Genomic DNA, 26,538 nt, shown 5'->3' on the forward strand with positions numbered 1-26,538 from the left:
GAACGAACCTGATGGCGATCATGAGGCTCCGGCGTCTTCGGGAAAGATCCGATCTGCTAGGAATGTCATGTTCACCGCCCGGGACGCCCGGGTCAGGCCCGCTTCCGCCGGAGGGAATCGACGATGAAGCCAGCCACAGCGTCGTCCAGCGCCGGGTCCGAGTGTCCGGTAGCGGCCCGGTGACGGCGCCTTCCTTCGGCGAGGATCTGGGGGCGCTGCGGGCCCGGGTGCGGGCGCTGGTCGAGGAGTGGCTGGCGCGGGGACGGTTCACGCCCCAGTGCGACGCCTGGCTGCGCGGGCACGACCCCGCCTTCAGCGAGGCGCTGGCGGCCAACGGCTGGATCGGCATGACCTGGCCCCCCGAGCTGGGCGGCGGCGGGAGGTCCAACGCGTCACGGCTGGTGGTGACCGAGGAGCTGCTGCGCGCGGGCGCGCCGGTGGCCGCGCACTGGATCGGCGACCGGCAGATCGGCCCCGCGATCCTCCGCCACGGCTCGGCCGCGCTGCGGCGCGCCTACCTGCCGCGGATCGCGCGTGGCGAGGTGACGTTCTGCCTGGGCATGAGCGAGACCGAGTCCGGTTCCGACCTGGCGTCCGTGCGGACGGTGGCCGAGCCTGTCGAGGGAGGCTGGCGGCTGCGCGGCAGCAAGATCTGGACCAGCCACGCCCACAGGTCGAGCCACGCCTACGTGCTCGCCCGTACCGACTCCAGCGGATCCAAGCACGAGGGGCTCACCGAGTTCATCGTCGACCTGGCCGCCGACGGCGTGGAGGTGCGGCCCATCCACGACCTGCGCGGCGACCACCATTTCAACGAGGTGACCTTCGACGGGGTCTTCGTGCCGGACGACCACGTCCTCGGAACTCCCGGCAACGGCTGGAAGCAGGTCACCGAGCAGCTCGCGTTCGAGCGCGGCGGCATGGAACGGGTGCTGAGCACCTACCCGCTGCTGGCCGCGACCGTGGCGGCGGCCGACCGGCCCACCCCCGAGGTGGCCGCCCGCATCGGCGAGACGCTGGCCCGCCTGGCGACGCTGCGGCGCCTGGCGTGGCGGATCGTGGTGGCCATGGACGCGGGTGAGGCGCCCATACGGCAGGCCGCGATGCTCAAGGATCTCGGCACCGTGTTCGAGGGCGACGTCAACGAGCTGGCACGGGCCGTGCTCCAGGTCGAGCCCGACCCGTCCGCGCCGGGCCAGGCCGGGCTCCTCGCGCAGGGGGTGCTGGCCGCGCCCGGTTTCACCATCCGCGGTGGCTCCACCGAGGTGCTGCGCACCATCATCGCCCGCGCGGCCACCGAACCCGGACGGCCCGGTGATCCTTCGGGGCTGCGGTCGGTGGCCGACGACGTCCTGGACGGGCACGGCGGCGACCCGCCGGGCGAGCCCGCCGTGCCGGCCCCGGTCTGGAGCACCGTGACCGAGCTGGGGTGGCCCGGTGTGGGGACGCCGGAGGAACGCGGCGGCTCCGGCGGCGAGCTGGGCGACCTGGCCGTACTGGTCGAGGCGTGCGGGCGGCACACGGTGGCCGTGCCCCTCGCGGAGACGGCCTGGGCGCGGATGCTGCTCGCCCAGGCGGGGCGGCCCCTCACGGAGGACATCGCGACCGTCGCGCTGCCCCACGGCGAGTTCCCCACGCTGGACGGCGGCTCCCTCTCGGGCACCGTGTCCCGCGTGCCGTGGGGCTGCGCCGCGCGGCGCCTGGTCGTGCCCGCGCGGGACGCCACCGGCGCCGTCGTCCTCATCGCCCTGGCCCCGGAGGCGCCGGGAGTGCTGCGCGAACCCGGGACCAACCTCGCGGGCGAGCCCCGCGACCTGGTGCGTTTCGAGGAGGTCCCTGTCGGCGGCGAGGACGTCGCAGGCCCCGTGCCCGACGTCCACGGGCTGGCGGCGACCGGTGTCCTGCTGCGGGCGGCGGCGATCGTCGGCGCCCTGGAGACCGCCATCGCCCACACCGTCGCGCACATCACCGTGCGGGAGCAGTTCGGCCGTCCGCTGATCGCCTTCCAGGCGGTCGGGGGGATCCTCGCCCGGATGGACTCGCACCTGACGCTGGCGCGCACGGCGGTGGACGCGGCGGTGGCGGCGAGCCGGGACGGCACGGACGTCGACCGTGCCGCCGCGGCGTTCGTCATCGCGAGCATGGCGGCCACCGAGGTCGCACGCGGCGCGCACCAACTGCACGGCGCGATCGGGGTGACGCGGGAGCATCCGCTGCACCTGGCCACCCGCCGGCTGTGGTCCTGGCGGGACGAGCTCGGCGGCGACCGGCACTGGGCACGCCTCCTCGGCGAACGACTGGTCCCGCTCGGTCCCGACGGCGTCTGGAACTGGGTCACCCATGACCTGGACGTGGCGGACCACGGGACGCCATGACCCCGGGCCGGCGGGCGCGGGTCAACAGTCGGGGGTGACCAGTCCCGTCTGGTAGGCGATGACGACGAGCTGCGCGCGGTCACGGGCGCCCAGTTTGACCATCGCGCGGCTGACGTGGGTGCGCGCGGTGGCCGGGCTGAGATGCAGCTCGGCGCCGATCTCGTCGTTGCTCAGGCCCCGCCCGACCAGGCCGAGCACTTCGCGTTCGCGCTCGGTGAGAACGGCGAGCCGGTCCTCCGCCGCCTGGGCCGCCGTCCGCCGCGCGGTGAACTGGCCGATGAGGCGCCGGGTGATGCGCGGCGCCAGCAGCGCCTCTCCCGCGGCGATCACCCGGATGGCGTGCAGCAGCTCGGCGGGGCCGGCGTCCTTGAGGAGGAAGCCGCTCGCACCGGCCTGGAGCGCGTCGAACACGTGGGCGTCGGTGTCGTAGGTGGTGAGGATGAGAATCCGCACGCGCTCCAGCCCGCGCGTCTCGGTGATCCGGGCCGTGGCCTGGATGCCGTCCAGCCTCGGCATGCGGATGTCCATGAGGACGACGTCGGGACGCACGGCGCGGGCCCGCTCGACGGCCTCGGCGCCGTTGGTCGCCTCACCGACGACGGTCACGTCGTCCTCGACGTCGATCAGCAGCTTGAGGCCGGAGCGCACGAGCCGCTCGTCATCGGCCACCAGGACCTTGATCGGACCATTGGCCGGCGGCGTCGCGGACCCGGCGTTCACGGGTGCGACCCGTTCGGGACCAGCGGAAGCCGCGCGGTGACCTCGAAGCCCCCGTCCGGGGTGGGGCTGGCGTGGAGGTCTCCGCCGAGCAGCCGGCAGCGCTCCCGCATGCCGAGGATTCCCCGTCCGGGCCCGGCGGCCGTGGCCTCCCGGGCGTCCGGGGCATGGCCGGACCCGGCACCGCGGCCCTCGTCGGTCACGCGGATCTCCAGGACGTCGGTTCCCGGTCTCAGCGCGACCCTCACCCGGGTCGGGCCGGCGTGGCGGATCACGTTGGTGATCGACTCCTGGAGGATGCGGTAGGCGGCGCTGCCCACCGCGCTGGGCAGCGGCGCCGTGGGCGCGGTCGCTTCGAGCGTCACGTCCAGCCCGGCGTCGCGTGCCTTGGCGGCGAGCTCGCCGATCTGCTCCAGGCCCGGGTGCGGCGCGCGGTCGTCGTCGCCGTCGCGCAGCACCCCGAGGATCGCCCGCATCTCCCGCAGCGCCCGGGAACTGGTCTGCTCGATGGTCCTGAGCGCGTCGCGGGCCTGTTCGGGCCGCTTGTCGAGGACGTGAGCGGTGACCCCGGCCTGCACGTTGATGATCGCGATGGCGTGCGCGACGGTGTCGTGGACCTCGCGCGCGATCCGGAGCCGTTCGGCGTCGACCCGGGCGCGCGCCTCCTCCTCGCGGGTCCGTTCGGCCAGCTCCGCGCGTTTCTGCGCCTCCACCGCGATGACCCGCCGGGACCGCACGGACTCGCCGAGGGCCGCGCTCATCACCGCGGCGCCGATGCGGAAGAACACCCAGCCGATGGCGGCGCGCGGCTCGACGTCGGCACCCGCCACCAGCCACCCGACGGCCAGCACCGCGATGCCCGCGCCGGCGATCGCCAGCGACCGGCGCCCGTCACCGTAGGCGGCGAGGCTGTAGAGGGAGAAGAAGACCGCGAGCCATCCCGGCCCGTCGGGGAAGTCGAAGCCGTAGTAGACGAGGCTGGCGAGCGCGACGGTGACGAACACCGCGACCGGCCACCGGCGGCGGACGGCGAGGGCCAGACCGCTCACCACCAGGAGCGCGAACCCCAGGTTACCGACGTCGCTGAGCGGGCGCAGTGCCCCCTCGGCGGCGACGCGGGCGACCGTGCCCTGCACCTGCATCACGGTGATGAAGAGCGCGAGCGCCACGTCCTGCGCCACCACTCGCGGAGAGAACGATCCGGCGCGGCGTTTCATGGCGCGATCGTACAGTTCGGCCCCGCGAACGGGGCTCCCCCTCAAAGCGCGAAAGCGCTCCACCGGCAGGCGTAGCGGGACCTGAACCCACTACGCCCGATTACGTACTCGCCGCCGTTCGCCGTCAGAAGCCGCGGGCACCCCAACGGCGCGACGATCCCGCCATGAAGCGCACTCTGCGTCACCGATGTGACTTGAGGAGAATCCGATGACAGCCAAGAATCCCCGTGCGGACGGGGTCCTGGCGCGCCTGGCGAGGTTCTGCTACAGGCGCCGCCGGACGGTCGTCCTGGCCTGGATCGTCGGCGTGATCGCGCTGGCGTACGCCGGTTTCGGCTACGGCGCCGCCTCCGACAACGACTTCTCCGGGGGCGACTCCGGATCCGCCAAGGCGCAGGAGCTGATCGAGCGGCACTTCCCCGAGCACCAGGGCGACACGCTGACCCTCGCCATCAAGGCGGAACGGGGGATCGACGACCCCGCCGTCCGGCCGAGGATCGAGAAGGTCGTCGCCGACCTGGCCGCCTCGCCCGTCACGGGACCGGTGGTGTCGCCGTACCAGGACCGGACCCTGGTGACGGCGGACCGCAGGATCGCCCGCACGACCATTCCGCTGACCGTCAAGGAGCCGGAGAAGTCCCAGGTCGAGCCGCTGGTGGCCACGGTGAAGGACGCCTCGGGCGACGGCGTGACACTGGGGCTCGGCGGGGACGAGGCGGAGAAGGCCGAGACGCCCCCGCAGGGACCGGCCGAGAGCGTGGGCGTCCTGGCGGCGGCGGTGATCCTGTTCATCGCCTTCGGGTCCCTGGTGGCGATGGGCCTGCCGATCGTGACCGCGCTGCTGGCGATCCTCGGCGGCATCGCCCTGATGAAACTGGTCGGGCATGTGGTCCCCGCGCCGGACTTCACCGCGGTCTTCGCGGCGATGATCGGCCTCGGCGTCGGCATCGACTACGCCCTGTTCATCGTGACCCGCTACAAGGAGTGCCTGCGGGACGGCGACGGGCCCGAGGACGCCACGGCCGCCGCCATCGCCACGGCCGGGCGCGCGGTGCTGTTCGCCGGCACCACCGTCGTGATCGCCCTGCTGGGCCTGGTCGTGATGGGACAGCGGCTGATGACCGGGGTGGCCGTCGCCGCGTCCGTGACCGTGCTGGTGACGATGGTCGCCGCGGTGACCCTGCTGCCGGCGTTCCTCGGGTTCACCGGCCACAGGATCGGCTCGCTCCGCCTGCCGCGCCGCACGTCCCGCGCGGACCGCCGCCGCGACCGCCGGTACGAGGCGGCCGGTGCGCCGTCCCGCGAGCGCCGTGCCCCCGCCGAGCGCTGGGCCGGCGTGGTGCAACGCCATCCCCTGGTCGCCGCGTCGCTCGCGGGCGCGGGTCTGCTGCTGCTGGCCGCGCCCACGCTGTCGATGCGGCTGAGCCTTCCCGACGCCAGTGTCCAGCCTCACGACAGGAGCAGCTACACCTCGTACACGATCCTCAGCGAGGGCTTCGGTCCCGGATACGGCGCGCCCCTGGTCTTCGCCACGCGGGTTGATTCCAAGGACGCCGATCTGCGTCCCCTCGTGCGAGCGGTCAGCGGTACGGAGGGCATCGCCTACACGACGCCTCCGCAGGTCAGCCGGGACGGGCGGGCCGCCACCTTCATGGCCTTCCCCGAGACCGGGTACCAGGACGAGGCGACCGTCGACCTGGTGCACCGGCTCCGCGACGACGTGCTGCCCAAGGCGCCCGGCGGCGAGGGCGTCCACGTCGGCGGCCCGAACGCCGGCACGATCGACTTCGCCGAGGAGGTCGGCTCGCGCCTGCCGCTGATGATCGTGGTCGTCATCGGGCTGTCCATGGTGCTGCTGGTCGCGCTGGTGCGGTCGGTCACGATCGCGCTCCAGGCGGCCGTGATGAACCTGCTGTCGATCGGCGCCGCCTACGGTGTGATCGTCGCGGTCGTGCAGTGGGGCTGGCTGGGCACGGCCCTCGGGTTCGCCACCGACATGCCGATCACGGCCTGGGTGCCGATGGTGATGTTCCCGGTCCTGTTCGGGCTGTCCATGGACTACCAGGTCTTCCTGATCTCCCGGGTCCGCGAGGAGTACGAGCGCGCCGCCGACACCCGGACGGCCGTCGCCCACGGGGTGGCGCGCACCGCCAAGGTGATCACCGCAGCGGCCGCCATCATGATCGCCGTCTTCACCACCTCGCTGCTCGGCCACGACGTCTCGGTCAAGCAGGTCGGACTGGGGATGGCCGTCGCCGTGCTGATCGACGCCACCATCGTCCGCATGATCCTCGTTCCCGCGGTGATGGAACTGTGCGGCAAGGCCAATTGGTGGATGCCCGGCCGCCGCTCTTCCACGGCGCCCGCCGCCCCCCGGGCCGGGACCGGGATCGACGGCGAGGCCCGGGTCAGGACCCTGACGCGACCGCGGTCGGGAGCGCGATGATCGACCCGGCCCGAGGGCCGACCGGTGTGGCGGCCGCGTGCCGCAACCACAAATACCGGCCCGGTATTACCCGCACCGAGTTCCACTACTGCTAGCCGCCGGGTTCGCGCTGGCGGCGGCCCCGCGCCGCGGGGCCGCCGCGCGCGGGGCGCCGCCCGCCTTCCGGTCGTGGTCCTGGCGACCATGACGCTGCTGTTCGTCCATATGGCCAGCGACACCGCCTTTCTCCAAGAAGTCGCCCACGCCTACCGGCAACTCGCCAAGAGGCGATTTTCCGCCTTTCCGCGTGACTGCCGAAGAATGGTGAAATAAACGAGCCGGGACGCGCGCCCCGGTCGTTTATCCAGGAATTCTCGATCTCGGTTGTCAACCTTTCGATTCGCTCGCGGGTCTTAGCTGTGAAGGTTCTGCCGAACCGAAATCGGGAGGAAAAGAAATGCGCACCTCAGTTCGCCGTATAACCCTGGGCGTCGGTACGCTCGCCGCGGCGGTCGCGCCGCTCGTCGCCGTCCCGGCAGCGCAGGCGGGGGCCCACCCCTACAGCCCGCAGCGCCTGTGCGGGCCCGGTTACCACATCGTTTCCGACCGCGGCGGCATCCACGGCAAGGCCCACCGCAGGATCACCTACGGCTACCGGACCTACGGCCACGTCTACCTGCTCTACAGCCACAGGACGAGGAAGAACTGCGTGGTGGCGATCAAGTCCGCCTTCGTCGGGAGGAGGACGCCGATGTCCGCCACGCTCGGGGTCAGGCACGGTCCGACCGTCACCGACCGGGGCAGCTTCAAGTACTACGCCGGGCCCGTCAAGCTCTACGCCGGCAAGAAGTGCGTCAAGTACTTCGCGAGCATGCGCCTGCCCAACGGCAGGAACGCGACGGGCGGCCGCTACACCTGGGGCAACTGCCGCTGACGAAGCCAGGCACCCTGAACTGCGCGGCGGCCGGCCGGTGAGAGACCCGGCCGTGCCGCCGCGCGCCCACGGGCCCTAGATTTGGTTCACGTGCGGATCATCTCCCTGAACGCCTGGGGCGGCGCGCTGTTCGACGATCTCGGGCCTTGGCTGGACACGTGCGGCGCCGACATCCTGTGCCTGCAAGAGGTCACCCACACCCCGTCCCTCGGCGGCTGGACGCGCTTCGACGACGCCGACCGGTCGCTGCCCCAGCGGGCGAACCTCCTGGCCGACGTCCGCTCCCGCCTCCCGCACCACCACGGGCTCTTCGTCGCGAGCGACGCCGGCCCCGTCCAGGACCAGCGGCGGCGCCAGCACCGGCAGGACTTCGGCCTGGCCACCTTCGTCGCCGAGACCTTCACCGTGGTCGGCGTGCGATCGGGGTTCGTCCACGGCGACTACACCGAACACGGCGACCAGTGGCCCACCGACGGCCGGCCCCGTGTCGCGCTGGCGGTGCGCGTGCATGACCCCGCGACGCGGCGGTTCGTCACCGTCGTCAACCTCCACGGCCTGCGCGACCCGCGCGGCAAGGCCGACACCCCGGCCCGCGACGCGCAGGCCGAACGGCTGGCGGCGCTCGTCGAGGAGGCGCGCCGGGACGGCGACGTGACCGTGGTGTGCGGCGACTTCAACCTGCTCCCCGGCAGCAGAACCTTCAAGATCCTCGCCGGCCTCGGGCTGACCGACCTGGTCGGCGAGGCCGACACCCGGACCTCCCGCTACCCCAAACCGCTCCGGCACGCCGGCTACCTGCTGGTCTCCGACCCCGCCGCCGTCGAACGATTCGACATCCCGGCCGAGCCCGAGGTGTCCGACCACCGCGCCCTGGTGCTCGACCTCAGGCACCGGTGACGACGACGCCCCGGCCGGGCCGCGTCCCGAAAGGGGCGGCCCGGCCGGGGCGGCTGAGATCGGACTACCGGGTGCGGGCCTCCTCCAGGGCCCGGCGGACCAGGACGCGGGTCAGATGCTCGCGGTAGGCGGGACCGGCGTTCAGGTCGCCCGGCGCCTCGGTGCCTTCGGCGGCCAGCCGCGCCGCCTCCGGCACCGGCGTCCCGGCGGCCAGCGCCTGCTCGACCGCGGTGGCCCGCAACGGCGTCGCGCCCATGTTGATCAGCGCGACCGCGTCGCCCTGGACGGCGACGCCGACGATCGCCCAGTCGATGGCGCGCTTGGTGAACTTCTGGAACGACCACCCGGACGCCGCCGGCTTGGGGATCCGGATCTCGGTGAGCAGCTCGTCCGGCTCCAGCGCCGTCTCCCAGAGGCCCTGGAAGAACTCCGACACGGGGAACTCGCGCGTGCCGTTCGGGCCCCGGGCCACCAGCGTGGCGTCCAGCGCGAGCACCACGGCGGGCAGGTCGGACGCCGGGTCGCCGTGCGCCAGCGACCCGCCGATGGTGCCGCGGTGACGTACCTGCGGGTCGCCGACCTGGCCCGCGCTGTACGCGAGCAGCGGCAGCTCCCGGGACAGCAGCTCGGAGCGTTCGAGCTCGGCGTGGCGGGTGAGCGCGCCGATCGCGATGTGGTCGCCGCCGTCCCGGACATAGGACAGGTCGCGGATCCGGCCGATGTCCACGAGCACCTCGGGCACGGCGAGGCGCAGCTTCATGAGCGGCAGCAGGGAGTGGCCGCCCGCCAGCAGCTTCGCCTCGTCACCGTGCTCCGCGACCAGCTCGATGGCCTGGTCCACCGACTCGGCCCGCCGGTAGGTGAAGGTCGCCGGGATCATTTCTCCTCCTCCGCCGCGGCGAGCACCGCGCGGACGATGTTGTGGTAACCGGTGCACCGGCAGAGGTTGCCCTCCAGGCCGGCCCGCACCTCCTCCTCGGACGGGTTCGGATTCTCCTTGAGCAGCGAGACCGCGGCCATCATCATGCCGGGCGTGCAGAAGCCGCATTGCAGGCCGTGCTCGTTGTGGAAGGCCCGCTGCACCGGATGCAGCTCGCCGTCCGGGCCGGCCAGCCCTTCGGCGGTGGTGACCGCGCCGCCGTCCGCCTGGGCGGCGAGGACGGTGCACGACTTGACCGACTCTCCGTCGAGCAGCACGGTGCAGGCACCGCACGAGGTGGTGTCGCAGCCGACGTTGGTGGCGGTACGGCCGGCGACGTCCCGCAGGAAGTGGACGAGCAGGGTGCGGTCCTCCACGTCCTCTTGGATCGGCTCGCCGTTGACCGTGATGGTCACCTTCACTTTCCGGCCCTCGCTTCGTTGATCGCGGTCCACACCCGTTCCGGCGTGGTCGGCATGTCGATGTGGCGTACCCCGAGATGTGCGACGGCGTCGACGACGGCGTTCTGGATCGCCGGTGTGGCCCCGATCGTGCCCGCCTCGCCGATGCCCTTCACGCCCAGCGGGTTGAGGGACGTGGGGGTCTCCATCCGCACCAGCTCGAAGCTGGGCAGTTCCGCCGCGGTGATGATGGGATAGTCGATGAGCGTGCTGGTGACGGGGTTGCCGTCCGCGTCGTAACGCACTTCTTCCAGGAGCGCCTGCGCGGCGCCCTGCGCGATGCCCCCGTGCCGCTGCCCCTCGGCCAGGATCGGGTTGACCACCGGCCCGGCGTCGTCGACGGTGACGTGCCGCACCAGCCGGGTCTTCCCGGTCTCGGTGTCGACCTCCACGACGGCGACGTGCGCGCCGAACGGGAACGTGGTCTTGCCGGGGGCGAAGTGGGCGTCGGCGGCCAGCCCGTCGGGACCGGCCAGCTCGGCGATCCGCGCCCAGTCCAGCCCGACGTCCGGCACGCCGCGGACCCGCCACACCCCGCCGTCCGCGTCGAACTCCAGGTCGGCCTTGTCGGCCTCCAGCTCGTCGGCGGCCAGTTCCCGGGCCTTCTCCTTGACGTCCTTCGCGGCCTGGTACACGGCGGTCCCGCCGAGCTGCAGCGACCGGGAGCCGAAGGTGCCGACCGCCACCGGGATCGCGTCGGTGTCGCCGTGCAGCACCGTGACCTTGTCCATGGGCACGCCGAGCTCGTCCTGGACGAGCATCGCCCAGGCGGTGGCGTGCCCCTGCCCGTGCGGCGAGCTGCCGGTGAAGACCGTCACCGTGCCGTCGTGGTTCACCACGACGCGCCCCGTCTCACCCACCTCCGCCAGCACGCCGGTGATCTCGACGTACGCGGACAGGCCGATGCCGAGCTGCACCGGGTCGCCGCTCTCCCGGCGCCGGGCCTGCTCGGCGCGCAGCTCGTCGTAGCCGACCGCGTCCAGCACCTTGTCCAGCGCCGCTGCGTACTCGCCGCTGTCGTACTCGGCGCCGCCGGGCGTGGTGTGGGGGAACTTGTCCGGCGGGATGAAGTTGCGGCGCCGCACCTCGGCCGGGTCCATCCCGATCTCGGCGGCGAACAGGTCGACCGCCCGCTCGATCGCCGCGGTGGCCTCCGGGCGCCCCGCCCCGCGGTAGGCGGAGATCGGCGTCGTGTTGGTCAGCGCGACCTGGAACCTGGTCTCGACGTGCGGGATGTCGTACACGCCGCTGGCCATCATCGAGGTGAACGTCGCCAGCAACGGCGCCATACGCGGGTAGGCGCCGGCGTCCTGGACGAGGTCGAGCCGGTACGCCTTGATCCGGCCGTCCCGGTCCCCGCCGAGCCTGACGATATGGCGCTGGCCGCGGCCGTGGGTCATGCCGACCATGTTCTCGCTGCGCGTCTCCACCCAGCGCAGCGCCCGCCCGGTCTTCTTGGCGGCCCAGGCCACGGCGATGCAGTCACGGTCGACGCCGATCTTGGCGCCGAACCCGCCGCCCACATCGGGCGTGATCACCCGTACCGCGGAGGCGTCGAGCCCGGCGGCGCCGGCGATGGCGTCCCGCGACATCTGCGCGTTCTGGGTGCTGAGCCACACGGTGAGCTTGCCGTCCGCCCAGACGGAGGCGGCGGCGCGGGTCTCCAGCGGCACCGGGGCGACCCGCTGGTTGACGAACGACTGCTCCACCACGACGTCGCAGCCGTCGAAGGCGGCCGCGTCGGCCTCCTCGGCCCCGCCGGCGGCGATCACGTTGGACTCGGCGGCCGGGAACAGCAGCGTCTCTCCGGCCAGCGCGGTGTCGAAGTCCACGACCGGCGGCAGCGGGTCGTAGTCCACGCTCACCAGTTCGGCGGCGTCCTCCCCCTGGCCGCGGCCGTCGGTGATCACCATCGCGACCGGTTCGCCCGCGTACCGCACCGTGTCCGTGGCCAGCAGGGGCTCGGGGGTCGGGGCCTCCGGGGTGGGCGCCGGGGGGTCGTCGAGATCGGCGCCGGTCAGCACCGCGACGACCCCGGGCGACTCCAGCGCCGCGGAGACGTCGATCTCGGTGATCCGCGCGTGCGCCATCGGGCTGCGCACGAACGTGACGTGCGCGGCCCCGGCCAGCTCCGGCTCGCGCAGGTCGTCGGTATAGGTGCCCCCGGCGGTCAGCAGCCGCGGGTCCTCGACGCGCGCCACCCGCGTGCCCATGATGCTCATGAATCGCCTCCAAACTCGCCGTGGGCCGATCAGACCACATGCCTAGTTGAAACGGCAATCAAGCTCCGCATCAATCGCCACGGTTTTTTGGCGGGCGCGCTCCCGATCCCCGGGGGCGGAGACCGTGCCCCGGGTGGTCAGGCGGGGTCGAGCGATCCGACCGTCACGCGCCACTCACGCAGCATGCGGTCCTTGGTGACCTCGAACCGCGTGTAGGGGTCCTGGTCGACGAGGGCCTGGGCGGCGGCCTCGTCCTCGGCGCGCAGGATGATCATGCCGCCCGTCAGGTCCTCGTACGGGCCGGCGGCGGCGAGGCTGCCCTGCGCTTCGAGCTTCTTGAGGTGCGCCACGTGGTCGTCGCGGCGCTCCGCCCGCGCCGGGGTGTCGTTGTAGCCGTAGGTCAGGACGAACAGTGCCATGCGGTTCTCCTTCTGTCGTGTTGCTGGATGGTGCGGGCTTCGGGTGATCTCGTTCAGGCGCGCAGTCCGTACACCCGCCGGGCGGTGCCGGCGAAGACGGCGTGCTGGTCGGCGGGCGGCAGGTGGGCCAGCGCGTCCTTCCACGCCTCGACGAGCGGCGGCATCGCGGTCCAGATCTTCTCGACGGGGAAGTTGGTGCCGAACATGGCCCGGTCGGCGCCGAAGCGGTCGATCACCTCACCGGCGACCAGGGAGAGGAGATCGGGATCGACCCGGTGGACGAAGGTGCCCTGCCCGGTGAGCTTGACGACGACGTTGGGCGCCTCGGCCAGCGCGTCGAGCCCGGCCCGCCATGGGCCGAGGTACTCGTGGCCGATGAGCATGCCCGCGTGGACGAGGACGAAGGTGACGCCGGGGAAGGCCGCGACCAGCTTGGCCGCGTCCGGCATCTGCTCGGGGAAGACCTGGAGCTCGAACAGCCAGCCGAGGTCGGCGAGCGCGCCGATGTTCTTGCGGAGGACCGGGTCCTTCATACGGTCGGGCGCGTCGGCGAAGCGGAACTCCGGGCGCTCGTGCCAGTGCAGTTGCTGCCGGGTGCCCCGGAGCAGCGGTGTGAGCGCGGCCTGCCGCCGCATGGTCTCCGGGGCGTTCGCGTCGAACAGGTCGACGGACCCGATGACGGCCATCGGCCAGCCCGTCTCCTCATGGACGTCGCGGAGCCACCGCACCTCGTCCACGACCCGGTCGAGCGGCCAGTTCGTCTGCACGTAGACCGACTCGCCGATCCCGGAGGCCGTGGCGTCGGCGATGTACTCGCCGATCAGGTAGTCCCTCCTGATCGGCTCGTACGGCCCGAAGATCCGCGGCACCATCGGGCCGGACAGCCACGGCAGGTCCCCGGCCCTCCAGACGTGGTGGTGCGAGTCGACGATGTCACCCGTGTAGCGCGGCATGCCGCATCACCTCTCCATCACCTCTGCATCACCTCTTGGCCAGGGTTCGCACCTGCTCGTACGCCGTGCGCAGGTCGCGTACGCCCGCGAGCGCGTCCACGCTGCCGAGCACGGCGGACATGCCGCGGGTGACCGGCCGGTACGCGGGGTCGCAGGCCAGCGGCGACCACCACAGCAGCCGGTGGCTCAGCAGCGACAGCCGCCGCGCGGCCGCCTCCATGGGACGGCAGTCGCCGCGTTCCAGGCCGTCGGAGAGCACGATGACCAGGGCGTCGCGCGCCATCGTGACGTACCGGGCGTTGCCGAGGAACTCCTGGAGCGACGCCCCGATCCGGGTCCCCCCTTCGGCGTCCAGGACGATGCCGCCGAGCGAGCCGACCGCCGCGTCCACGTCCCGTGCGCGCAGCGCCTCGGTGACGCGGGTCAGCCGGGTGCCGAAGGTGAACGCCTCGGCGCGGTCGAGGCGGCGGACCACCACATGGGCGAAGCGGAGGTAGTCCGCGCTGTGCCGCTTCATCGACCCGGACACGTCGATGAGCAGCAGCACCCGGCGCTGCCGCCACGGACGGTTCCGCCGCCGCAGCGTCACGATCTCGCCGTGGCCGCGCCGGGACTCGCGGCAGATCGCGGCGATGTCGATCCACGGACCCCGCCGCGCGGGTCTCCGGCGCCGGGACCGGATCGTGGGCGCGGCGCCGGGCAGCTCGCGCCGCAGCAGCGCGAGGATCGTCCGGTCGTCCTCGCTCGCGGTGCCGAGGGCCGGGCGTCCCTCGCGTTCCGAGGGGCTGGCCGCCAGGCCCGCCGAACCGCCGAGCGCCGCCGTGAGGGAGCCGTCCCGTCCCTTCCCGCGCGGCGCGGGCACCTCGTCGTCGGTGGGTTCCCGCTCACGGACGGGCGCCGCCGCCACCTCGCCGAACCAGCGCTCGAACGTGGGGACGTACACCTCCAGGTCGTCACGGGACGTGGTGAGGGTGGCCTGCCCGATCCAGTAGAGACGCGCGGTGTCACGTGGCCCGACCGCCTCGATCGCCTGGAGGAAGATTCGCTGTTTCGGCACCGGCACCCGCATGCCCCGCTCGTTCAGGTCGCGGAGGAAACCGTGGACGTGATCGGCGATGCGCGCGGCCAGGTCCCGGTCAGTCACCGAAGACCTCCGCGGCGTGGCGGCCGACCAGCGCCAGGTCCTCCTCGTGCTTGACGAGCAGGCCCACCGACCGGCGTGCCGCCTCCAGCCAGGTCGAGCCCTCGCGGACCAGGACCTGCGCGCCGCGGGCCCAGGCGATCGACTCGGCGATCCCGGGGCGTTTCAGCAGGGCCAGCCCGCGGATGCGGTGGACGGCGGCGACGAGGCGGGACGCGCTCCGCTCGTCCAGGCCGGGCGCCTGCGCGCGGATGATCGCGCGTTCCCGTTCCGCGTCGGGGAACGGGATCCAGTGGTAGAGGCAGCGGCGTTTGAGCGCGTCGTGCAGCTCGCGGGTCCGGTTGGAGGTGAGGATGACCAGCGGCGCGCTCGCCGCGCCGATGGCGCCCAGCTCGGGGATGGTGATCTGGAAGTCGCTCAGGAACTCCAGCAGGAACGCCTCGAACTCGCTGTCGGAGCGGTCGATCTCGTCGATCAGCAGCACCGCGCCGGACTCCGCCCGCAAAGCCCGCAGCAACGGGCGTTCCAGCAGGAACTCGTCCCGGTACAGGTCACCGACGCCGCGCCCCTCCACCTCGGCCGCCCTCAGGTGGAGCAACTGCTTCGGATAGTCCCACTCGTACAGGGCCTGGGAGGCGTCCAGTCCCTCGTAGCACTGCAACCGGATCAGCTCGCGGCCGAGGACCCGCGCCAGGACGCCGGCGACCTCGGTCTTGCCGACCCCCGGCTCGCCCTCCAGGAGCAGCGGCAGCTCCAGCGCGCGGGCCAGGTGGACGGCGGTGAGCAGGCCCTCGTCGGCGAGGTAGCCCTCGGCGGTCAGCCGCCGGTCCAGCGTGTCCGGGTCACCCGGCATGACCGGCCCGCAGGGCGTCGAGTCCGCGCAGCACCTTCTCGGGGGTGAACGGCATGCTCGTCAGCCGCACCCCGACCGCGTCGTACACGGCGTTGGCGATCGCGGGGATGGGCGCGTTCGCCGTCATCTCGCCGATCCCCTTGGCCCCGAACGGCCCGTTGTCGGCGGGCCGTTCCAGGAACACGCTCGTCTGCGACGGGAGATCGGCGGGACCCGGCATCAGGTACTCGGTGAAGTCGATCGGGCCGTGCTCGCGCGAGTCCGGATAGTACGGCTCGGTCGACTCGAACAGCGCGTGCGACAGGCCCATCCAGGCGCCGCCCTCGACCTGCTGCGTCGCCAGGGCGGGATTCAGCGCCCGGCCCACCTCGTAGGTGTTGTAGAGCCGCAGCACCTCGATGACGCCGGTCTCGTCGTCGACCTCGACCTCGGCCACCGTGCACGCGTGCGCCTGGCAGGAGTCCGGGTCCATCTCACCGGTCTCCGGCACCGGGGTGCTCGGCTCCTTGAGGAAGATGCCCCGTCCGGAGATGGTCCGGCCCTGCCGGAAATGGGCGGCCAGCGCCACCTCGCTGACGTGGATCCTCTTCTCCGACGAGCCCTTGAGACGGATGAACCCGGTGCCGTCGGTCTCCAGGTCCTCCGCGTCGACCTCCAGCTCCTCGCCGGCGACCTGGAGCATGACGTCCCTGGCCTCGCGCGCCGCCATGATCACGGCGTTGCCGATCCGGTGGGTGCCGCGGCTGGCGAACGTCCCCATGCAGTGCGGGCCCGTGTCGGTGTCGGCGGTGTCGATGATCACGTTCTCGATCGGTATGCCGAGGGTCTCGGCCGCGCATTGGGCGATGACCGTCCGCAGCCCCTGACCGAGGTCGACCGACGACAGCGTGACGACGAACCCGCCCATCGTGGTCGCGTGGACGAGCGCCTGCGACGGGTCACCGCCGAGGTTCATCCCCGTCGGGTAGTTCACCGCCGCGTACCCGCGTCCGCGTCGCAGTGCCATCGCTCAGACCTCCGATCGCCCGGCCGACGACATCGCCCGGTACTCCGGTGGCAGGTCGTGCCCCACCAGCTCGGCCGCGCGCTGCATCACCTCGACCAGGGCCGCGCCGGACGCGACCTTGCGGTGCGCCTTCATGTCGCCGTCGCGGTAGGCGTTCTTGAGCCGGAGCCGCAGCGGGTCCATGCCCAGCTCCCGCGCGACCTTGTCCATGTGCGACTCCAGCGCGAAGTCGCCGATCGTGACGCCGAACCCGCGCATGGCGCTGGACGGCGTCCGGTTCGTGTACACGCAGTGGGCGTCGACGTGGACGTTCGGGATCGTGTACGGGCCGGGCATGTGCGCCGCTGCCTTGGTGGTGCCGTACGGGCTGTGCCGGGAGTACGCGCCCGCGTCCACATACAGGGTGATCTTGCGGGCCACGATCCGGCCGTCGTCCATGACGCCGTCCTTGATGTAGATGCGCTCGGCCGCGCGCGTGGACGACACCTGCATCTCCTCGGCGCGGCTGTAGACGTACTTGGCCGGCCGGCCGGTCAGCATGGCGGCGAGGCAGGCCAGCGGCTCCACGATGACGTCGACCTTGCCGCCGAACCCGCCCCCCACCGTCCCGCCGACGACGCGCAGGTCGGTGGGCGGGACGTCGAGGATGAGCGCGGTGTTGTCGAGGGTGAAGAACGCGGCCTGGGTGTTGGTGTGGATCCGCAGCCGGCCGTCGCCCTGCGGGACCACGACACAGCCGGTCGGCTCGACCGGCGCGTGCTCGATCGGAGACGAGGCGTAGCGCCCCTCGATGATCCGGTCCGCCTCCGCGAAGCCCCGCTCGACGTCGCCGAAGCGGATCCGGCGGCAGCGGTGGCCCTCGTACACGAAATGGTTCGTGCCGGACTGCTTGATGATGGGGGCGCCGTCGGCCAGCGCCTCCTCCACGTCCAGGACGGCGGGCAGGTCGGTGTAGTCCACCGCGACCCGGGCGGCGCCCTCGCGGGCGGCCTCCTCGGTCTCGGCGACCACCGCGACGATCGGCTCCCCGCGGTAGAGGACCCGGTCCTCGGCCAGCACCGGCTCGTCGTCGGGCCCGACGCCGATCAGCCGCAGCACGGTGTACCAGTTGGCCGGCACGTCCTCATGGGTGATCACGCGGAGCACCCCGGGGACCTCAAGGGCGCCCGAGACGTCGACGCGGTCGATCAGGGCGTGGTGCCGCGTGGAGCGGTGGATCTTCACATGGGTCATCCCCGGCACCGTCAGGTCCTCGAAGAAGGCCGTACGGCCGGTGACGTGCGCGCGGGCGTCCGAACGCTGGACGGGCGAGCCGATGACGGTGAAGTCGCCACCGGTGCGCTCGCCCTTGAAGTACTCGGTGTCGATCGGCGTGAAGCGTGCCATCAGACCTCGGCCTCCGTGAGCTCGGTGGCGCCTTCGGCGGCGCGGCGGCGTTCGGCCGCCGCCAGGACGGCGGTCACGATCGGCTCGTAGCCGGTGCAGCGGCAGACGTTGCCGCAGATCGCCTCGGTGACGTCCTCACGGGCCGGGTTCGGGTTCCGGTCGAGCAGGGCGGTCGCCGACATGATCATTCCGGGGGTGCAGAACCCGCACTGCGTCGCGAAATGGTCGACGAACGCCTCCTGCACGTCGGTGAGCCGGTCGCCGTCGGCCAGGCCCTCGACCGTCCGCACCGTCGAGCCCTCGACCGTCACCACGGGGATCAGGCACGAGACCACCGGCCTGCCGTCCAGCAGCACCGTGCAGGCCCCGCAGCCCCCTTGCGCGCACCCGCGCTTGGCCCCCATCAGCCCGAACGACTCGCGCAGCGCGCTCAGCAGCGTCGTCGACGGCTTGGCGATCAGCTCCCGCTCGGCGTCGTTCACCCTGAGCGTGACGATCCTGGACGGCATGCGATCCCCTTTCAGGCCCCGAGCAGGGCACGACGCAGGTGGACGGGGAAGACCCGGGCGCGGTACCAGGCGGAGGCATAGGCGTCGTCGAACGGGTCGATAGCGGCCGCCTCCGCCGCCCGCGCGACGACCTCGGCGTTCAACGGGGCGCCCCGCAGGACGCGCTCGGCGCCGGCCGCCCGGACCACGCGGCGCGCCACCCCACCGAGCGCGAGACGGACGTCCTCGACCAGCCCGTCCCTCACCACGATCCGGGCCGCCACGGTGACGATCGAGGCCGAGTTGAGGCGCCGCCGGCTCGCCTTGTAGAAGCGGAACGCGTCCGTGGCCGTGAACCGTACGCGGGTCACCAGGTCACCGGGCCGGAGACCGTCCTCGATGACCCGCTCAAGCGACTCGCTGCGCGCGCCGTCGGCGCCGAGCACGTCCAGCTCCGCGTCCAGCGCCAGGAGGGCCACCGCCAGGTCGCCGTACGGCTGCGGTACGAACAGGTTGCCGGCCACCGTGGCGAGGCCGCGGACCGGTGGCGAGGCGATCGACCGGACACAACCGGCCAGGTGGCCCAGCCGATCGTCGTCCTCGATCTCGGCGAGCGTGGTGGCCGCGCCCAGCGTCACCGTGTCGCCCTCGACGTCGATGCCGCCCAGTCCCGCCTTGCGCAGGCTCACCAGCCGGAGGTCGCCGTCCGCCCGGTCGGCCGCCCGCGCCATGAGATGGGTGCCGCCGCCGAGCGGTACGGCCCCGTCCTGGAGCGCCGCGCGTGCCTCCTCGGCGCTCTCGGGTACCTGAACGGAGGTCAGCATGGCCGCTCCTATTATCGATATCGATAATTGAGCGTAGATAGCATGATCCGAGAGCGTCAAGGGCGCTTCAGGACCGTGGACCCGCACCGTGGACCTACGCGAGGAGTTGTGTTGTCAGACCCCACGGCGAACCCGTCCGCCGCCCCGCGCTCGACGCGGCCGACGCTGAGCCGGCAGATCCGCGACGGCCTGCTCCAGCGGATCGTCTCCGGCGAGCTCGGCGCGGGCGACCGGCTGATCGAGACGAGGATCGCCCGTGAGTTCGGGACGAGCCAGGCCCCGGTGCGGGAGGCGCTGCGCCAGCTTGAGGGCCTCGGCCTCATCGAGAGCCGGCCCCGCCATGGCAGCCGGGTCCTCCCGTTCGCCGAGCAGACGATCCGCGAGGCGTACATCGTGCGGGCCGCGCTGGAGGAGACCGCGACGCGGCTCGCCATGCTGGCCGGGACCCTGCCCTTCGACCGCCTGGAGGAGGCGGTCGAGGAGATGGACCGCTGCGCCCAGGCCGACGACGTCCACGGCATCGGCCTGGCCAGCGCGCGTTTCCACCGGCACGTCGTGCAGGCGGGCGGCAACGCGCTGCTGACCCGCTCATGGGAGGCGCTGCAGATAGAGGCGCGCACGGCCATCGCCCTGATGGTCATCCGACCCAAACTCGAACGGGTCGCCGAGGAGCATCGCGAACTGCTCGACGTCATGGCGGCGGGCGACATCGAAGCCGCCTGCCGCCACGCCCGGGACCACCAGTGGTTCTACGCCGACACCCCCCACGACCCGTACGGGATGCCGAAACACCAGGCGTAGGCGGCCGGTGACCGGATGACCGCGTGACCGGTGCGGCGCGGGTTTTTCCCGGACGACGGCTTGTAAGTGCTTGCTTGTTGTCGTTTATTTGATCGCGAGGCGCTCGTCGGACGGCGCACCGCCGGCGGGCACCGTGGGACGCCCGCGACCAGGAGGTCGATCACCTTGACCGCACCCGCGCACGACCCGCTGGCGGCGATGGCGGCCGCCGCTCCGTCGAGGACCGCGCTGATCGAGGGCGCGCGGCGGCTGACCTACGCCGCGTTCAACGCGCTGGTCAACCGGTATGCCAACGTGCTGACCGACCACGACGTCCGGGCGGGCACCAAGGTCGTGTGGTGCGGCCGCAACAGCGGCGAGGTCGTCGCGTTGATCTCGGCCCTGCGCAAGTGCGGCGCCGTCGGGGTGCCGCTGAACTACCGCCTCAGCCCGGAGGAGGCGGCCTATGTCGTCGAGAACGCCGACGCCGCCCTCGTGGTGTTCGACGCCGAGCAGGCGCCCCAGTTGGAGGCGGCGTCACGCCAGGCCGAGAACGTGCGTGCCTGGCTGTCCTGGGGCGGCGCGGACCGCGACGTCCCGGGGTGGGCGTCCTCGCTCGACGCGCTGGCCGCCACGAGCCCGGAGACCGAGCCGGTCGTCCGCGGAGCCGATCCGGCCGCCGGGACCTCGATGTTCTACACCTCCGGAACGACCGGCAAGCCGAAGGGCGTCGTACGGGGCGAGGCCGACCCGGCGCTGGTGGCCGGGCTGGTCGCGGAGATCGGCTTCGAACCCGGGGACGTCTACCTTACGACCGGTCCCCTTTACCATTCCGGCCCGATGAGCTTCATGGGGCTCGTCCAGCTCATGGGCGGGACCGTGGTGGTCATGCGCGACTTCTCCCCCGAGCGCTGGCTGGACCTGGTCGAGGAGCACCGGGTGACCACCACGTTCTCCGCCCCGACGCCGATCCGCCGGGTGCTGGACCTGCCCGACGAGACGATCCGGGCCAGGGACCTGTCCTCGCTGCGCCGCATGATCGCCAACGCGGCGCCCTGGCCCTTCGAGCTCAAGCGCCGGTATATCGACAAGATCGGGGAGGGCTCGCTGTTCGAGGTGTACGGCTCCACCGAGCTCGGCGTCGACACGATCCTGCGTCCCGAGGACCAGCTGCGCAAGCCCGGCAGTTGCGGACGGGCGGCGCCCGGCGTCGAGATCGCGCTGTTCGACACCGACGGGCGGCCCATCGAGGAACCGCACGTGCCCGGCGACCTCTACGTGCGCGGCGCCGCCACGTTCAACGCGTACTACAAGGCGGAGGGCAAGTTCCGCGACGCGAGCCACGGCGACTGGCTGACGGTCGGCGACATCGCCTACCGCGACGAAGAGGGCTTCTACTACATCTGCGACCGCCGCACCGACATGATCATCTCGGGTGGGATGAACATCTATCCGGCCGAGATCGAGGCCGTCCTGACCGCCCACCCGGCGGTGGCGGACGCCGCCGTGTTCGGCATCCCTTCCGACGAGTGGGGCGAAGCCGTGCACGCCGCGATCGTCCTGTCTCCCGGCGGCACCGTCACCGACGAGCAACTGCGCGACTTCTGCCGGGAACACCTGGCCAACTACAAGACCCCCCGAGGGTTCGACCGAATCGAGGAGATCCCTCGCAACCCGTCCGGCAAGACGCTCAAGCGGCGACTGCGCGACCCCTACTGGGCATCCCGCGACACCAAGATCGGCTGAGGAGCCGTGTCGGCGGACGACCCGTTCCGTCAGTGGTCGGTTCCGGCGGTGGGGCTGCGGCGTTCGATGAAGAGGACGTCGCGCCAGCGGCCGTGGTGGCGGCCGATGCGTTCGCGTGTGCCCACGACTCGGAAGCCCGCGCGTTCGTGGAGGGCGAGGCTGACGGTGTTCTCCGGGAAGACGCCGCTCTGGATCGTCCAGATCCCGGCGGTCTCGGTGGAGTCGATGAGGGCGGTGAGCAGCGCGGCGCCGACGCCTCGGCCGCGTGCGGCGGTACCGACGTAGACCGAGTTCTCGACCACGCCTCGGTACACGCGGCGGGACGAGACGGGCGAGACGGCGACCCAGCCGAGCAGGTCTCCGGTGGCGGTGTCGACGGCGACGTGGCGGTGGCGGGGGAGCTTGCCCGCGTCGAAGTCCTCCCAGGAGGGCGCGGTGACCTCGAAGCCGGCGTGGCCGGTGTCGAGTCCTTCCTGGTAGATGGCCAGGACCTGGGCGGCGTCGGTGGCGCGCATCGGGCGGATCTCCACCCCGTCCGGCGCGGCGGGCTTGGTGGCCTTGACGATCGCCGAGTGCAGGGCGCCGCCGGTGAGCGGGTGCGTGACCTGGACGGTGGCGGTGGTGAACCCGGCGTCCAGGAGCTGGTCGCGGTAGTCGTCGGCCGTGACGGTTCCGGCGGCGCAGCCGGTGGCCTCCTCGGCGGCCCGGCGGCGCTCGGGGCTGAGGCCGTCCGCGGCGATGACATCGGTGATCCCGAGGCGGCCGCCGGGACGGAGCACGCGGAACGCCTCGGCGAGGGCGGCGGGCTTGTCGGTGGACAGGTTGATGACGCAGTTGGAGATGACCACGTCGATGTGCCTGTCGGGCAGCGGGATCTCCTCCAGGTGACCGTGCAGGAACTCGACGTTGCCCGCGCCGGCCTGGCGGGCGTTGGCGGTGGCCAGGGCGATCATGTCGGTGCTGGCGTCCAGGCCGTAGACGCGTCCGGCGGGCCCGGTCCGGCGGGCGGACAGGATCACGTCCAGGCCGCCGCCCGAGCCGAGGTCCAGCACGGTCTCGCCCGGCGCGATCTCGGCGACGGCCAGCGGGTTGCCGCACCCGAGGCTGGCCCGCCGGGCCGCTTCGGGGACCGGTTCGCCCGCGGGGTAGGCGGCGGCGCCGCAGCAGGCGTCGGGCTCGGCGCCGGGGCCGCCGTCGCTGGGCCGGCCGCCGGTGGCCGCCGTACGGGCGAGGTCGGAGTAGCGGGCGATGATCTGTTCGCGGGATGGCTGCTGTGGCATGGCTCATCACTCCTGGCAGGGGCCGGGGACCGCCGGGACGGGACGTCCCATGACGACGTCGGCGGCACTGGGGAAGCAGTCGACGCAGGCGTCGTTGATCCGGTAGAGGGTGGCGGTGCCCTGCCGCTCGGCGAGCACGAACCGCACCGCCGCCAGGTGTTTGAGATGGGCCGACACGGTGGACTGGCCCACCTCCACGGCCTCGACGATCCGCCCCACGGTCATGGGTGCCCCGTGCCGGGCCAGCAGCGACACGATCTGGATGCGGGTGGGGTCTGCCAGGGCCTTGAACCAGGACGCGTACTCCGCGGCGGTGGGCCGGTCGAGCGGCCGGGCGGTCTCCGTTCGCTTCATCGTTCATCGACGATAAACGATTGAACCGCCGCGGGCAAGGTCCTGGTGGCGGTCGCTCAGCAGCAGCCCGGACCCTCCTTGGAGAGGGTGTCGGCGTCGGCTTTGACGGTGTAGACCTCCCACGGCTCGTCGCCGGGGCCGCGGACCCAGACCTTGTCCTGCAGGGCGTAGCAGCATGCGGTGTCGTTCTCGCTCAGGGTGTCCAGGCCGGCGCCGGTGAGCCGCTCGGCGGCGTCGCGTACCTGGCCGGAGGTCTCGACCTCGACGCCCAGGTGATCCAGGCGGGTCGGTTCGTCCCCCTCGCCCTCGATCAGGACGAGCTTCAGCGGCGGCTCGGCGATGGCGAAGTTGGCGTAGCCCGGCCGCAGCTTGGCGGGCTCGGTGGCGAACAGCGCGGAGTAGAAGGCGATCGAGCCTTCCAGGTCGGACACGCGGAGCGCGAGCTGGACGCGGGACATCGGGGCCTCCCTGCCTTGATTAGACATCTATCTAATCAGCTTGCCCCGAGTGTCCCTCCACGCCTGGACGGATGTCAAATTAGACGTTCATCTCAATAGTGGGCCGTCAGGTCCGCGCGGGGGTGAGGGCGGGCAGCGCGAACAGGCCCGCGAGGCGGGTCAGCCGCTCGGGGACGGGACGGTAGTAGACCCAGGTGCCGCGCCGCTCTCCCTCGATCAGTCCGGCCCGGCGCAGGACCTTGAGGTGATGGGAGATCGTGGGAGCGGTCAGGTCGAACGGGCCGGTCAGGTCGCACACGCACACCTCGCCGCCGTCCGCCGAGGCGATCAGGTTCAGCAGCCTGAGCCGGACGGGGTCGGCCAGCGCCTTGAACACCGTGGCCAGTTCGGCGGCCTCGTCCTCGCCGAGTCTCGGGCCGCCGATCGGGGCGCAGCACTCCGTGGCGGCCGGATCCGCGAGCGGTGGCTTGGGCATGCCCTAATTTGACATCCATCTAGACAGCGAACGCAAACCGGCCCCCGACGCGGATGTCGAGGGACGAGCCGGGCGGTGACATGTCGTGTTCGTATGCCTTGACGAAGCTTCGGGGTGGTGTGACTATGCGCTTAATCAGCGCTGATCCGTCCCCGAGGAGGGGCCATGCGCGCCGGAATCGTGGTGACCGCCAGGCCGGGAGTCGAGGATCTCGCCGTACGGGCCGAGGACCTCGGCTTCAGCAGCTTCTGGGTCTATGACACGCCGATGGTCAACGGGGATCCGTTCGTCTCGCTGGCGCTGTGCGCGAAGGCGACCCGCCGCATCAAGCTGGGGATCGGGGTCACCTCGCCCGCGCTGCGCTCGGCACCCGCCGCCGCGGCGGCCGTGGCGAGCCTGAACGCGATCGCCCCGGGCCGCCTGATCTGCGGGATCGGCACAGGGAACACGGCACGGCGGACGCTGGGCATGCTGCCGACGAGGATGGCGGAGCTGGAGTCGTTCACCGCCTCGCTCCAGGACCTCACGGCCGGGCGCGAGACCGTGTACGCCGAGGGCGAGCGCTCACGGACGATCACATTCCTGCACGTCGGCCCGTACGTGAACACGGACGACCCGGTGGAGTTCGTGGTGGCGGCGTTCGGGGTGAAGGCCGCCGCGATCGCCGGGCGCAGGGGCGCCGGGATCATCTCCTTCGGCGTGCTGGCCAAGGACGCCTGGGAGGCGTTCGAGGCCGCGCGCCGGCAGGCCGCACGCGAGGCGGGGCATCCCGAGGACGCCGACTCGTACGTCATGACCTCGCTGCACGTGCTCCGCGAAGGCGAGGACCGCTACGGCGACCTGGCCAAGGACAAGATGGGCCATGTCGCGATGGCGCTGCTGACCTTCGCCGCCGACAACCCCTCGTTCGCGGAGTCGCTGGAGCCGGAGGAGGCGGACGCCATGCGGCGGCTGCTGGAACGGCGCGGCACCACGGCGGGCGATCCCGGCCGGCACGCGACGCTGTACCGCAACTATCTGGGCCGTATCGAGCCCGAGGACCGTGACCTGATCGTCCCGTCGCTGGTGGACAGGCTCGCGCTGGTCGACACCCGCCCGCAGCTGCGCGAACGCATCGCCGCCATGGAGAAGTCCGGCGTCGACGAGATCGTCATCCAGCCGGTGGTGGATCCGGAGACGGAGATGTCCGAGCTGGCCGACCTGATGGCCTGACCCGCGTACCCGACGACCCGCACGTCCAGAGGAGGACGACCATGGCGGACACGGCGGCCACGTTGATCGACGGCTTCTCCTTCCTGGAGGGGCCGCGCTGGCACGACGAACGGATCTGGCTGTCCGACTTCTACACCCACCAGGTGGTCTCCGCCCGCGAGGACGGCTCCGACCTGCGCGTCGAGGCCACCGTGCCGCAGCAGCCCTCCGGGCTGGGCTGGCTGCCGGACGGCCGGCTGCTGGTCGTGTCCATGCGCGACCGGAGGATCCTGCGGCGGGAGCCCGATGGAACGCTCGTCACGCACGCCGATCTGAGCGGGCACGCCACGGGCCATCTCAACGACATGGTGGTCGACGCGGACGGCAGGGCGTACGCGGGCAACTTCGGCTTCGACCTCATGGGGGGCGCGCCGCTGGAACCGGCGAGCCTGCACCGGGCCGACCCCGACGGCACGGTGACCGAGGTCGCCACCGAGGTGTGGTTCCCCAACGGAAGCGTGATCACAGCGGACGGAGTGCTGCTGGTCAACGAGACCTTCGGCAACCGCGTCACGGCCTTCGACCTGACCAAGGACGGGCGGCTCGCCGACCGCCGGACATGGGCGGAGTTCGGCCCCCTGCCCGCCGACAGGGAGATCGAGAAGGCCCTGGCGCAGATCTCCGTCGCGCCCGACGGCTGCTGCCTCGACGCGGAGGGCGCGCTGTGGATCGCCGACGCCACCGGCGGGCGGCTCGTCCGGGTGATCGAGGGCGGCGAGATCGTCGACGAGGTCAGGCCCGGGACCCAGCCCTTCGCCTGCGCGCTCGGCGGCTCGGACGGCAGGACCCTCTTCGCCTGCGTGGCACCCGACTTCCACGAGACCGCGCGCAAGGCGGCGCGCGAGGCCAGGCTCATCGCCGTCCGGGTCGCCGTTCCCGGAGCCTGAAGGCCCGACATGTCGGCGTACGTTCATTTTCCGGAGGCAACCCGGCGGCCTCGGAGACTGCCAACTTCGA

At 72.2% G+C, this 26,538-nt stretch carries 25 protein-coding genes; 8 read left to right on the forward strand and 17 right to left on the reverse strand.

What is annotated here, in order from left to right; translation table 11 throughout:
* Window positions 1-179: 179 nt before the first annotated feature.
* Window positions 180-2,375, forward strand: a complete 2,196-nt coding sequence (locus ACGWYJ_RS18750; protein ID WP_395107333.1) for an acyl-CoA dehydrogenase family protein — start codon at window positions 180-182, stop codon at window positions 2,373-2,375.
* Between the two features lie 21 nt (window positions 2,376-2,396).
* Here ACGWYJ_RS18750 and ACGWYJ_RS18755 read toward each other — a convergent pair whose 3' ends face one another.
* Both ACGWYJ_RS18755 and ACGWYJ_RS18760 read right to left on the reverse strand, forming a co-directional pair.
* Window positions 2,397-3,044: a response regulator gene (locus ACGWYJ_RS18755; RefSeq protein ID WP_395107334.1), complete on the reverse strand. Its 648-nt coding sequence runs from the start codon at window positions 3,042-3,044 to the stop codon at window positions 2,397-2,399.
* A 47-nt stretch (window positions 3,045-3,091) separates the two neighbouring features.
* A complete protein-coding gene (locus ACGWYJ_RS18760; protein WP_395107335.1) occupies window positions 3,092-4,309 on the reverse strand; it encodes a sensor histidine kinase in 1,218 nt (405 codons plus the stop codon).
* A gap of 208 nt (window positions 4,310-4,517) precedes the next feature.
* Here ACGWYJ_RS18760 and ACGWYJ_RS18765 point away from each other — a divergent pair, with 208 nt between their 5' ends.
* The 3 genes from ACGWYJ_RS18765 (at window position 4,518) to ACGWYJ_RS18775 (ending at window position 8,565) form a co-directional block, all read left to right on the forward strand.
* Complete coding sequence (locus ACGWYJ_RS18765) at window positions 4,518-6,755, forward strand: MMPL family transporter (RefSeq protein ID WP_395107336.1); 2,238 nt, start codon at window positions 4,518-4,520, stop codon at window positions 6,753-6,755.
* Window positions 6,756-7,191: 436 nt separating this feature from the next.
* On the forward strand, window positions 7,192-7,668 hold the full coding sequence (locus ACGWYJ_RS18770; RefSeq protein WP_395107337.1) for a hypothetical protein: 477 nt from the start codon (window positions 7,192-7,194) through the stop codon (window positions 7,666-7,668).
* Window positions 7,669-7,758: 90 nt separating this feature from the next.
* A complete protein-coding gene (locus ACGWYJ_RS18775) occupies window positions 7,759-8,565 on the forward strand; it encodes an endonuclease/exonuclease/phosphatase family protein (protein WP_395107339.1) in 807 nt (268 codons plus the stop codon).
* Between the two features lie 64 nt (window positions 8,566-8,629).
* Here the strand turns inward: ACGWYJ_RS18775 and ACGWYJ_RS18780 are convergent, their stop codons facing one another.
* The 11 genes from ACGWYJ_RS18780 to ACGWYJ_RS18830 form a co-directional block, all read right to left on the reverse strand.
* Window positions 8,630-9,445 (reverse strand): FAD binding domain-containing protein, encoded by an 816-nt coding sequence (locus tag ACGWYJ_RS18780; RefSeq protein ID WP_395107340.1) that lies wholly within the window; start codon window positions 9,443-9,445, stop codon window positions 8,630-8,632.
* Window positions 9,442-9,906, reverse strand: coding sequence for a (2Fe-2S)-binding protein (locus ACGWYJ_RS18785; protein ID WP_395107341.1), 465 nt, complete (start codon window positions 9,904-9,906; stop codon window positions 9,442-9,444). Before ACGWYJ_RS18785 ends, ACGWYJ_RS18780 begins: the two co-directional genes overlap by 4 nt.
* Complete coding sequence (locus tag ACGWYJ_RS18790) at window positions 9,903-12,167, reverse strand: xanthine dehydrogenase family protein molybdopterin-binding subunit (RefSeq protein WP_395107342.1); 2,265 nt, start codon at window positions 12,165-12,167, stop codon at window positions 9,903-9,905. The genes ACGWYJ_RS18785 and ACGWYJ_RS18790 overlap by 4 nt, the downstream gene beginning before the upstream one ends.
* A 137-nt stretch (window positions 12,168-12,304) precedes the next feature.
* Window positions 12,305-12,586 (reverse strand): YciI family protein, encoded by a 282-nt coding sequence (locus ACGWYJ_RS18795; protein WP_395107344.1) that lies wholly within the window; start codon window positions 12,584-12,586, stop codon window positions 12,305-12,307.
* 53 nt (window positions 12,587-12,639) lie between these two features.
* Complete coding sequence (locus ACGWYJ_RS18800; RefSeq protein ID WP_395107345.1) at window positions 12,640-13,539, reverse strand: amidohydrolase family protein; 900 nt, start codon at window positions 13,537-13,539, stop codon at window positions 12,640-12,642.
* Window positions 13,540-13,567: 28 nt separating this feature from the next.
* Window positions 13,568-14,683, reverse strand: a complete 1,116-nt coding sequence (locus tag ACGWYJ_RS18805; RefSeq protein ID WP_395107346.1) for a VWA domain-containing protein — start codon at window positions 14,681-14,683, stop codon at window positions 13,568-13,570.
* The gene (locus ACGWYJ_RS18810; protein ID WP_395107347.1) at window positions 14,676-15,533 is read right to left on the reverse strand and encodes an AAA family ATPase; all 858 of its coding nucleotides are present in this window, start codon (window positions 15,531-15,533) and stop codon (window positions 14,676-14,678) included. The genes ACGWYJ_RS18805 and ACGWYJ_RS18810 overlap by 8 nt, the downstream gene beginning before the upstream one ends.
* Window positions 15,523-16,539: a xanthine dehydrogenase family protein molybdopterin-binding subunit gene (locus ACGWYJ_RS18815; RefSeq protein WP_395107348.1), complete on the reverse strand. Its 1,017-nt coding sequence runs from the start codon at window positions 16,537-16,539 to the stop codon at window positions 15,523-15,525. Before ACGWYJ_RS18815 ends, ACGWYJ_RS18810 begins: the two co-directional genes overlap by 11 nt.
* 3 nt (window positions 16,540-16,542) lie before the next feature.
* The gene (locus tag ACGWYJ_RS18820; RefSeq protein ID WP_395107349.1) at window positions 16,543-17,925 is read right to left on the reverse strand and encodes a xanthine dehydrogenase family protein molybdopterin-binding subunit; all 1,383 of its coding nucleotides are present in this window, start codon (window positions 17,923-17,925) and stop codon (window positions 16,543-16,545) included.
* Complete coding sequence (locus ACGWYJ_RS18825) at window positions 17,925-18,434, reverse strand: (2Fe-2S)-binding protein (protein ID WP_395107350.1); 510 nt, start codon at window positions 18,432-18,434, stop codon at window positions 17,925-17,927. Before ACGWYJ_RS18825 ends, ACGWYJ_RS18820 begins: the two co-directional genes overlap by 1 nt.
* An 11-nt stretch (window positions 18,435-18,445) precedes the next feature.
* The gene (locus ACGWYJ_RS18830; RefSeq protein ID WP_395107351.1) at window positions 18,446-19,237 is read right to left on the reverse strand and encodes an FAD binding domain-containing protein; all 792 of its coding nucleotides are present in this window, start codon (window positions 19,235-19,237) and stop codon (window positions 18,446-18,448) included.
* Between the two features lie 111 nt (window positions 19,238-19,348).
* On the opposite strand from ACGWYJ_RS18830, the gene ACGWYJ_RS18835 reads away from it, so the two are divergent.
* Window positions 19,349-20,038, forward strand: a complete 690-nt coding sequence (locus ACGWYJ_RS18835) for a GntR family transcriptional regulator (RefSeq protein ID WP_395107352.1) — start codon at window positions 19,349-19,351, stop codon at window positions 20,036-20,038.
* 165 nt (window positions 20,039-20,203) lie between these two features.
* Window positions 20,204-21,763: an AMP-binding protein gene (locus tag ACGWYJ_RS18840; RefSeq protein WP_395107353.1), complete on the forward strand. Its 1,560-nt coding sequence runs from the start codon at window positions 20,204-20,206 to the stop codon at window positions 21,761-21,763.
* Window positions 21,764-21,792: 29 nt separating this feature from the next.
* Here ACGWYJ_RS18840 and ACGWYJ_RS18845 read toward each other — a convergent pair whose 3' ends face one another.
* The 4 genes from ACGWYJ_RS18845 to ACGWYJ_RS18860 form a co-directional block, all read right to left on the reverse strand.
* Window positions 21,793-23,043: a GNAT family N-acetyltransferase gene (locus ACGWYJ_RS18845; RefSeq protein ID WP_395107354.1), complete on the reverse strand. Its 1,251-nt coding sequence runs from the start codon at window positions 23,041-23,043 to the stop codon at window positions 21,793-21,795.
* 6 nt (window positions 23,044-23,049) lie between these two features.
* Window positions 23,050-23,397: an ArsR/SmtB family transcription factor gene (locus ACGWYJ_RS18850; RefSeq protein ID WP_395107355.1), complete on the reverse strand. Its 348-nt coding sequence runs from the start codon at window positions 23,395-23,397 to the stop codon at window positions 23,050-23,052.
* A 56-nt stretch (window positions 23,398-23,453) separates the two neighbouring features.
* Window positions 23,454-23,855, reverse strand: a complete 402-nt coding sequence (locus tag ACGWYJ_RS18855; RefSeq protein ID WP_395107356.1) for an ArsI/CadI family heavy metal resistance metalloenzyme — start codon at window positions 23,853-23,855, stop codon at window positions 23,454-23,456.
* A gap of 106 nt (window positions 23,856-23,961) precedes the next feature.
* The gene (locus ACGWYJ_RS18860) at window positions 23,962-24,330 is read right to left on the reverse strand and encodes a metalloregulator ArsR/SmtB family transcription factor (RefSeq protein ID WP_395107357.1); all 369 of its coding nucleotides are present in this window, start codon (window positions 24,328-24,330) and stop codon (window positions 23,962-23,964) included.
* A gap of 165 nt (window positions 24,331-24,495) precedes the next feature.
* Between ACGWYJ_RS18860 and ACGWYJ_RS18865 the strand changes: the two genes are divergently transcribed.
* Both ACGWYJ_RS18865 and ACGWYJ_RS18870 read left to right on the forward strand, forming a co-directional pair.
* Entirely contained in the window at window positions 24,496-25,542 is a 1,047-nt protein-coding gene (locus ACGWYJ_RS18865) for an LLM class flavin-dependent oxidoreductase (RefSeq protein ID WP_395107358.1), read from the forward strand.
* Window positions 25,543-25,583: 41 nt separating this feature from the next.
* Window positions 25,584-26,468, forward strand: a complete 885-nt coding sequence (locus ACGWYJ_RS18870) for an SMP-30/gluconolactonase/LRE family protein (RefSeq protein WP_395107359.1) — start codon at window positions 25,584-25,586, stop codon at window positions 26,466-26,468.
* The last annotated feature ends 70 nt before the right edge of the window (window positions 26,469-26,538 follow it).

The sequence above is a fragment of the Actinomadura sp. SCN-SB genome (assembly GCF_043906805.1).
GTDB lineage: Bacteria > Actinomycetota > Actinomycetes > Streptosporangiales > Streptosporangiaceae > Spirillospora.

What these genes read in the sequence shown, in the direction of transcription:
- ACGWYJ_RS18825 (WP_395107350.1), bottom strand. Translation starts at nt 18,434, where the DNA reads ATGCCGTCCAGGATCGTCACGCTCAGGGTGAACGACGCCGAGCGGGAG.
- ACGWYJ_RS18790 (WP_395107342.1), bottom strand. Translation starts at nt 12,167, where the DNA reads ATGAGCATCATGGGCACGCGGGTGGCGCGCGTCGAGGACCCGCGGCTG.
- ACGWYJ_RS18855 (WP_395107356.1), bottom strand. Translation starts at nt 23,855, where the DNA reads ATGTCCCGCGTCCAGCTCGCGCTCCGCGTGTCCGACCTGGAAGGCTCG.
- ACGWYJ_RS18870 (WP_395107359.1), top strand. Translation starts at nt 25,584, where the DNA reads ATGGCGGACACGGCGGCCACGTTGATCGACGGCTTCTCCTTCCTGGAG.
- ACGWYJ_RS18800 (WP_395107345.1), bottom strand. Translation starts at nt 13,539, where the DNA reads ATGCCGCGCTACACGGGTGACATCGTCGACTCGCACCACCACGTCTGG.
- ACGWYJ_RS18830 (WP_395107351.1), bottom strand. Translation starts at nt 19,237, where the DNA reads ATGCTGACCTCCGTTCAGGTACCCGAGAGCGCCGAGGAGGCACGCGCG.
- ACGWYJ_RS18765 (WP_395107336.1), top strand. Translation starts at nt 4,518, where the DNA reads ATGACAGCCAAGAATCCCCGTGCGGACGGGGTCCTGGCGCGCCTGGCG.
- ACGWYJ_RS18780 (WP_395107340.1), bottom strand. Translation starts at nt 9,445, where the DNA reads ATGATCCCGGCGACCTTCACCTACCGGCGGGCCGAGTCGGTGGACCAG.
- ACGWYJ_RS18760 (WP_395107335.1), bottom strand. Translation starts at nt 4,309, where the DNA reads ATGAAACGCCGCGCCGGATCGTTCTCTCCGCGAGTGGTGGCGCAGGAC.
- ACGWYJ_RS18795 (WP_395107344.1), bottom strand. Translation starts at nt 12,586, where the DNA reads ATGGCACTGTTCGTCCTGACCTACGGCTACAACGACACCCCGGCGCGG.
- ACGWYJ_RS18770 (WP_395107337.1), top strand. Translation starts at nt 7,192, where the DNA reads ATGCGCACCTCAGTTCGCCGTATAACCCTGGGCGTCGGTACGCTCGCC.
- ACGWYJ_RS18815 (WP_395107348.1), bottom strand. Translation starts at nt 16,539, where the DNA reads ATGGCACTGCGACGCGGACGCGGGTACGCGGCGGTGAACTACCCGACG.
- ACGWYJ_RS18820 (WP_395107349.1), bottom strand. Translation starts at nt 17,925, where the DNA reads ATGGCACGCTTCACGCCGATCGACACCGAGTACTTCAAGGGCGAGCGC.
- ACGWYJ_RS18860 (WP_395107357.1), bottom strand. Translation starts at nt 24,330, where the DNA reads ATGCCCAAGCCACCGCTCGCGGATCCGGCCGCCACGGAGTGCTGCGCC.
- ACGWYJ_RS18865 (WP_395107358.1), top strand. Translation starts at nt 24,496, where the DNA reads ATGCGCGCCGGAATCGTGGTGACCGCCAGGCCGGGAGTCGAGGATCTC.
- ACGWYJ_RS18850 (WP_395107355.1), bottom strand. Translation starts at nt 23,397, where the DNA reads ATGAAGCGAACGGAGACCGCCCGGCCGCTCGACCGGCCCACCGCCGCG.
- ACGWYJ_RS18810 (WP_395107347.1), bottom strand. Translation starts at nt 15,533, where the DNA reads ATGCCGGGTGACCCGGACACGCTGGACCGGCGGCTGACCGCCGAGGGC.
- ACGWYJ_RS18845 (WP_395107354.1), bottom strand. Translation starts at nt 23,043, where the DNA reads ATGCCACAGCAGCCATCCCGCGAACAGATCATCGCCCGCTACTCCGAC.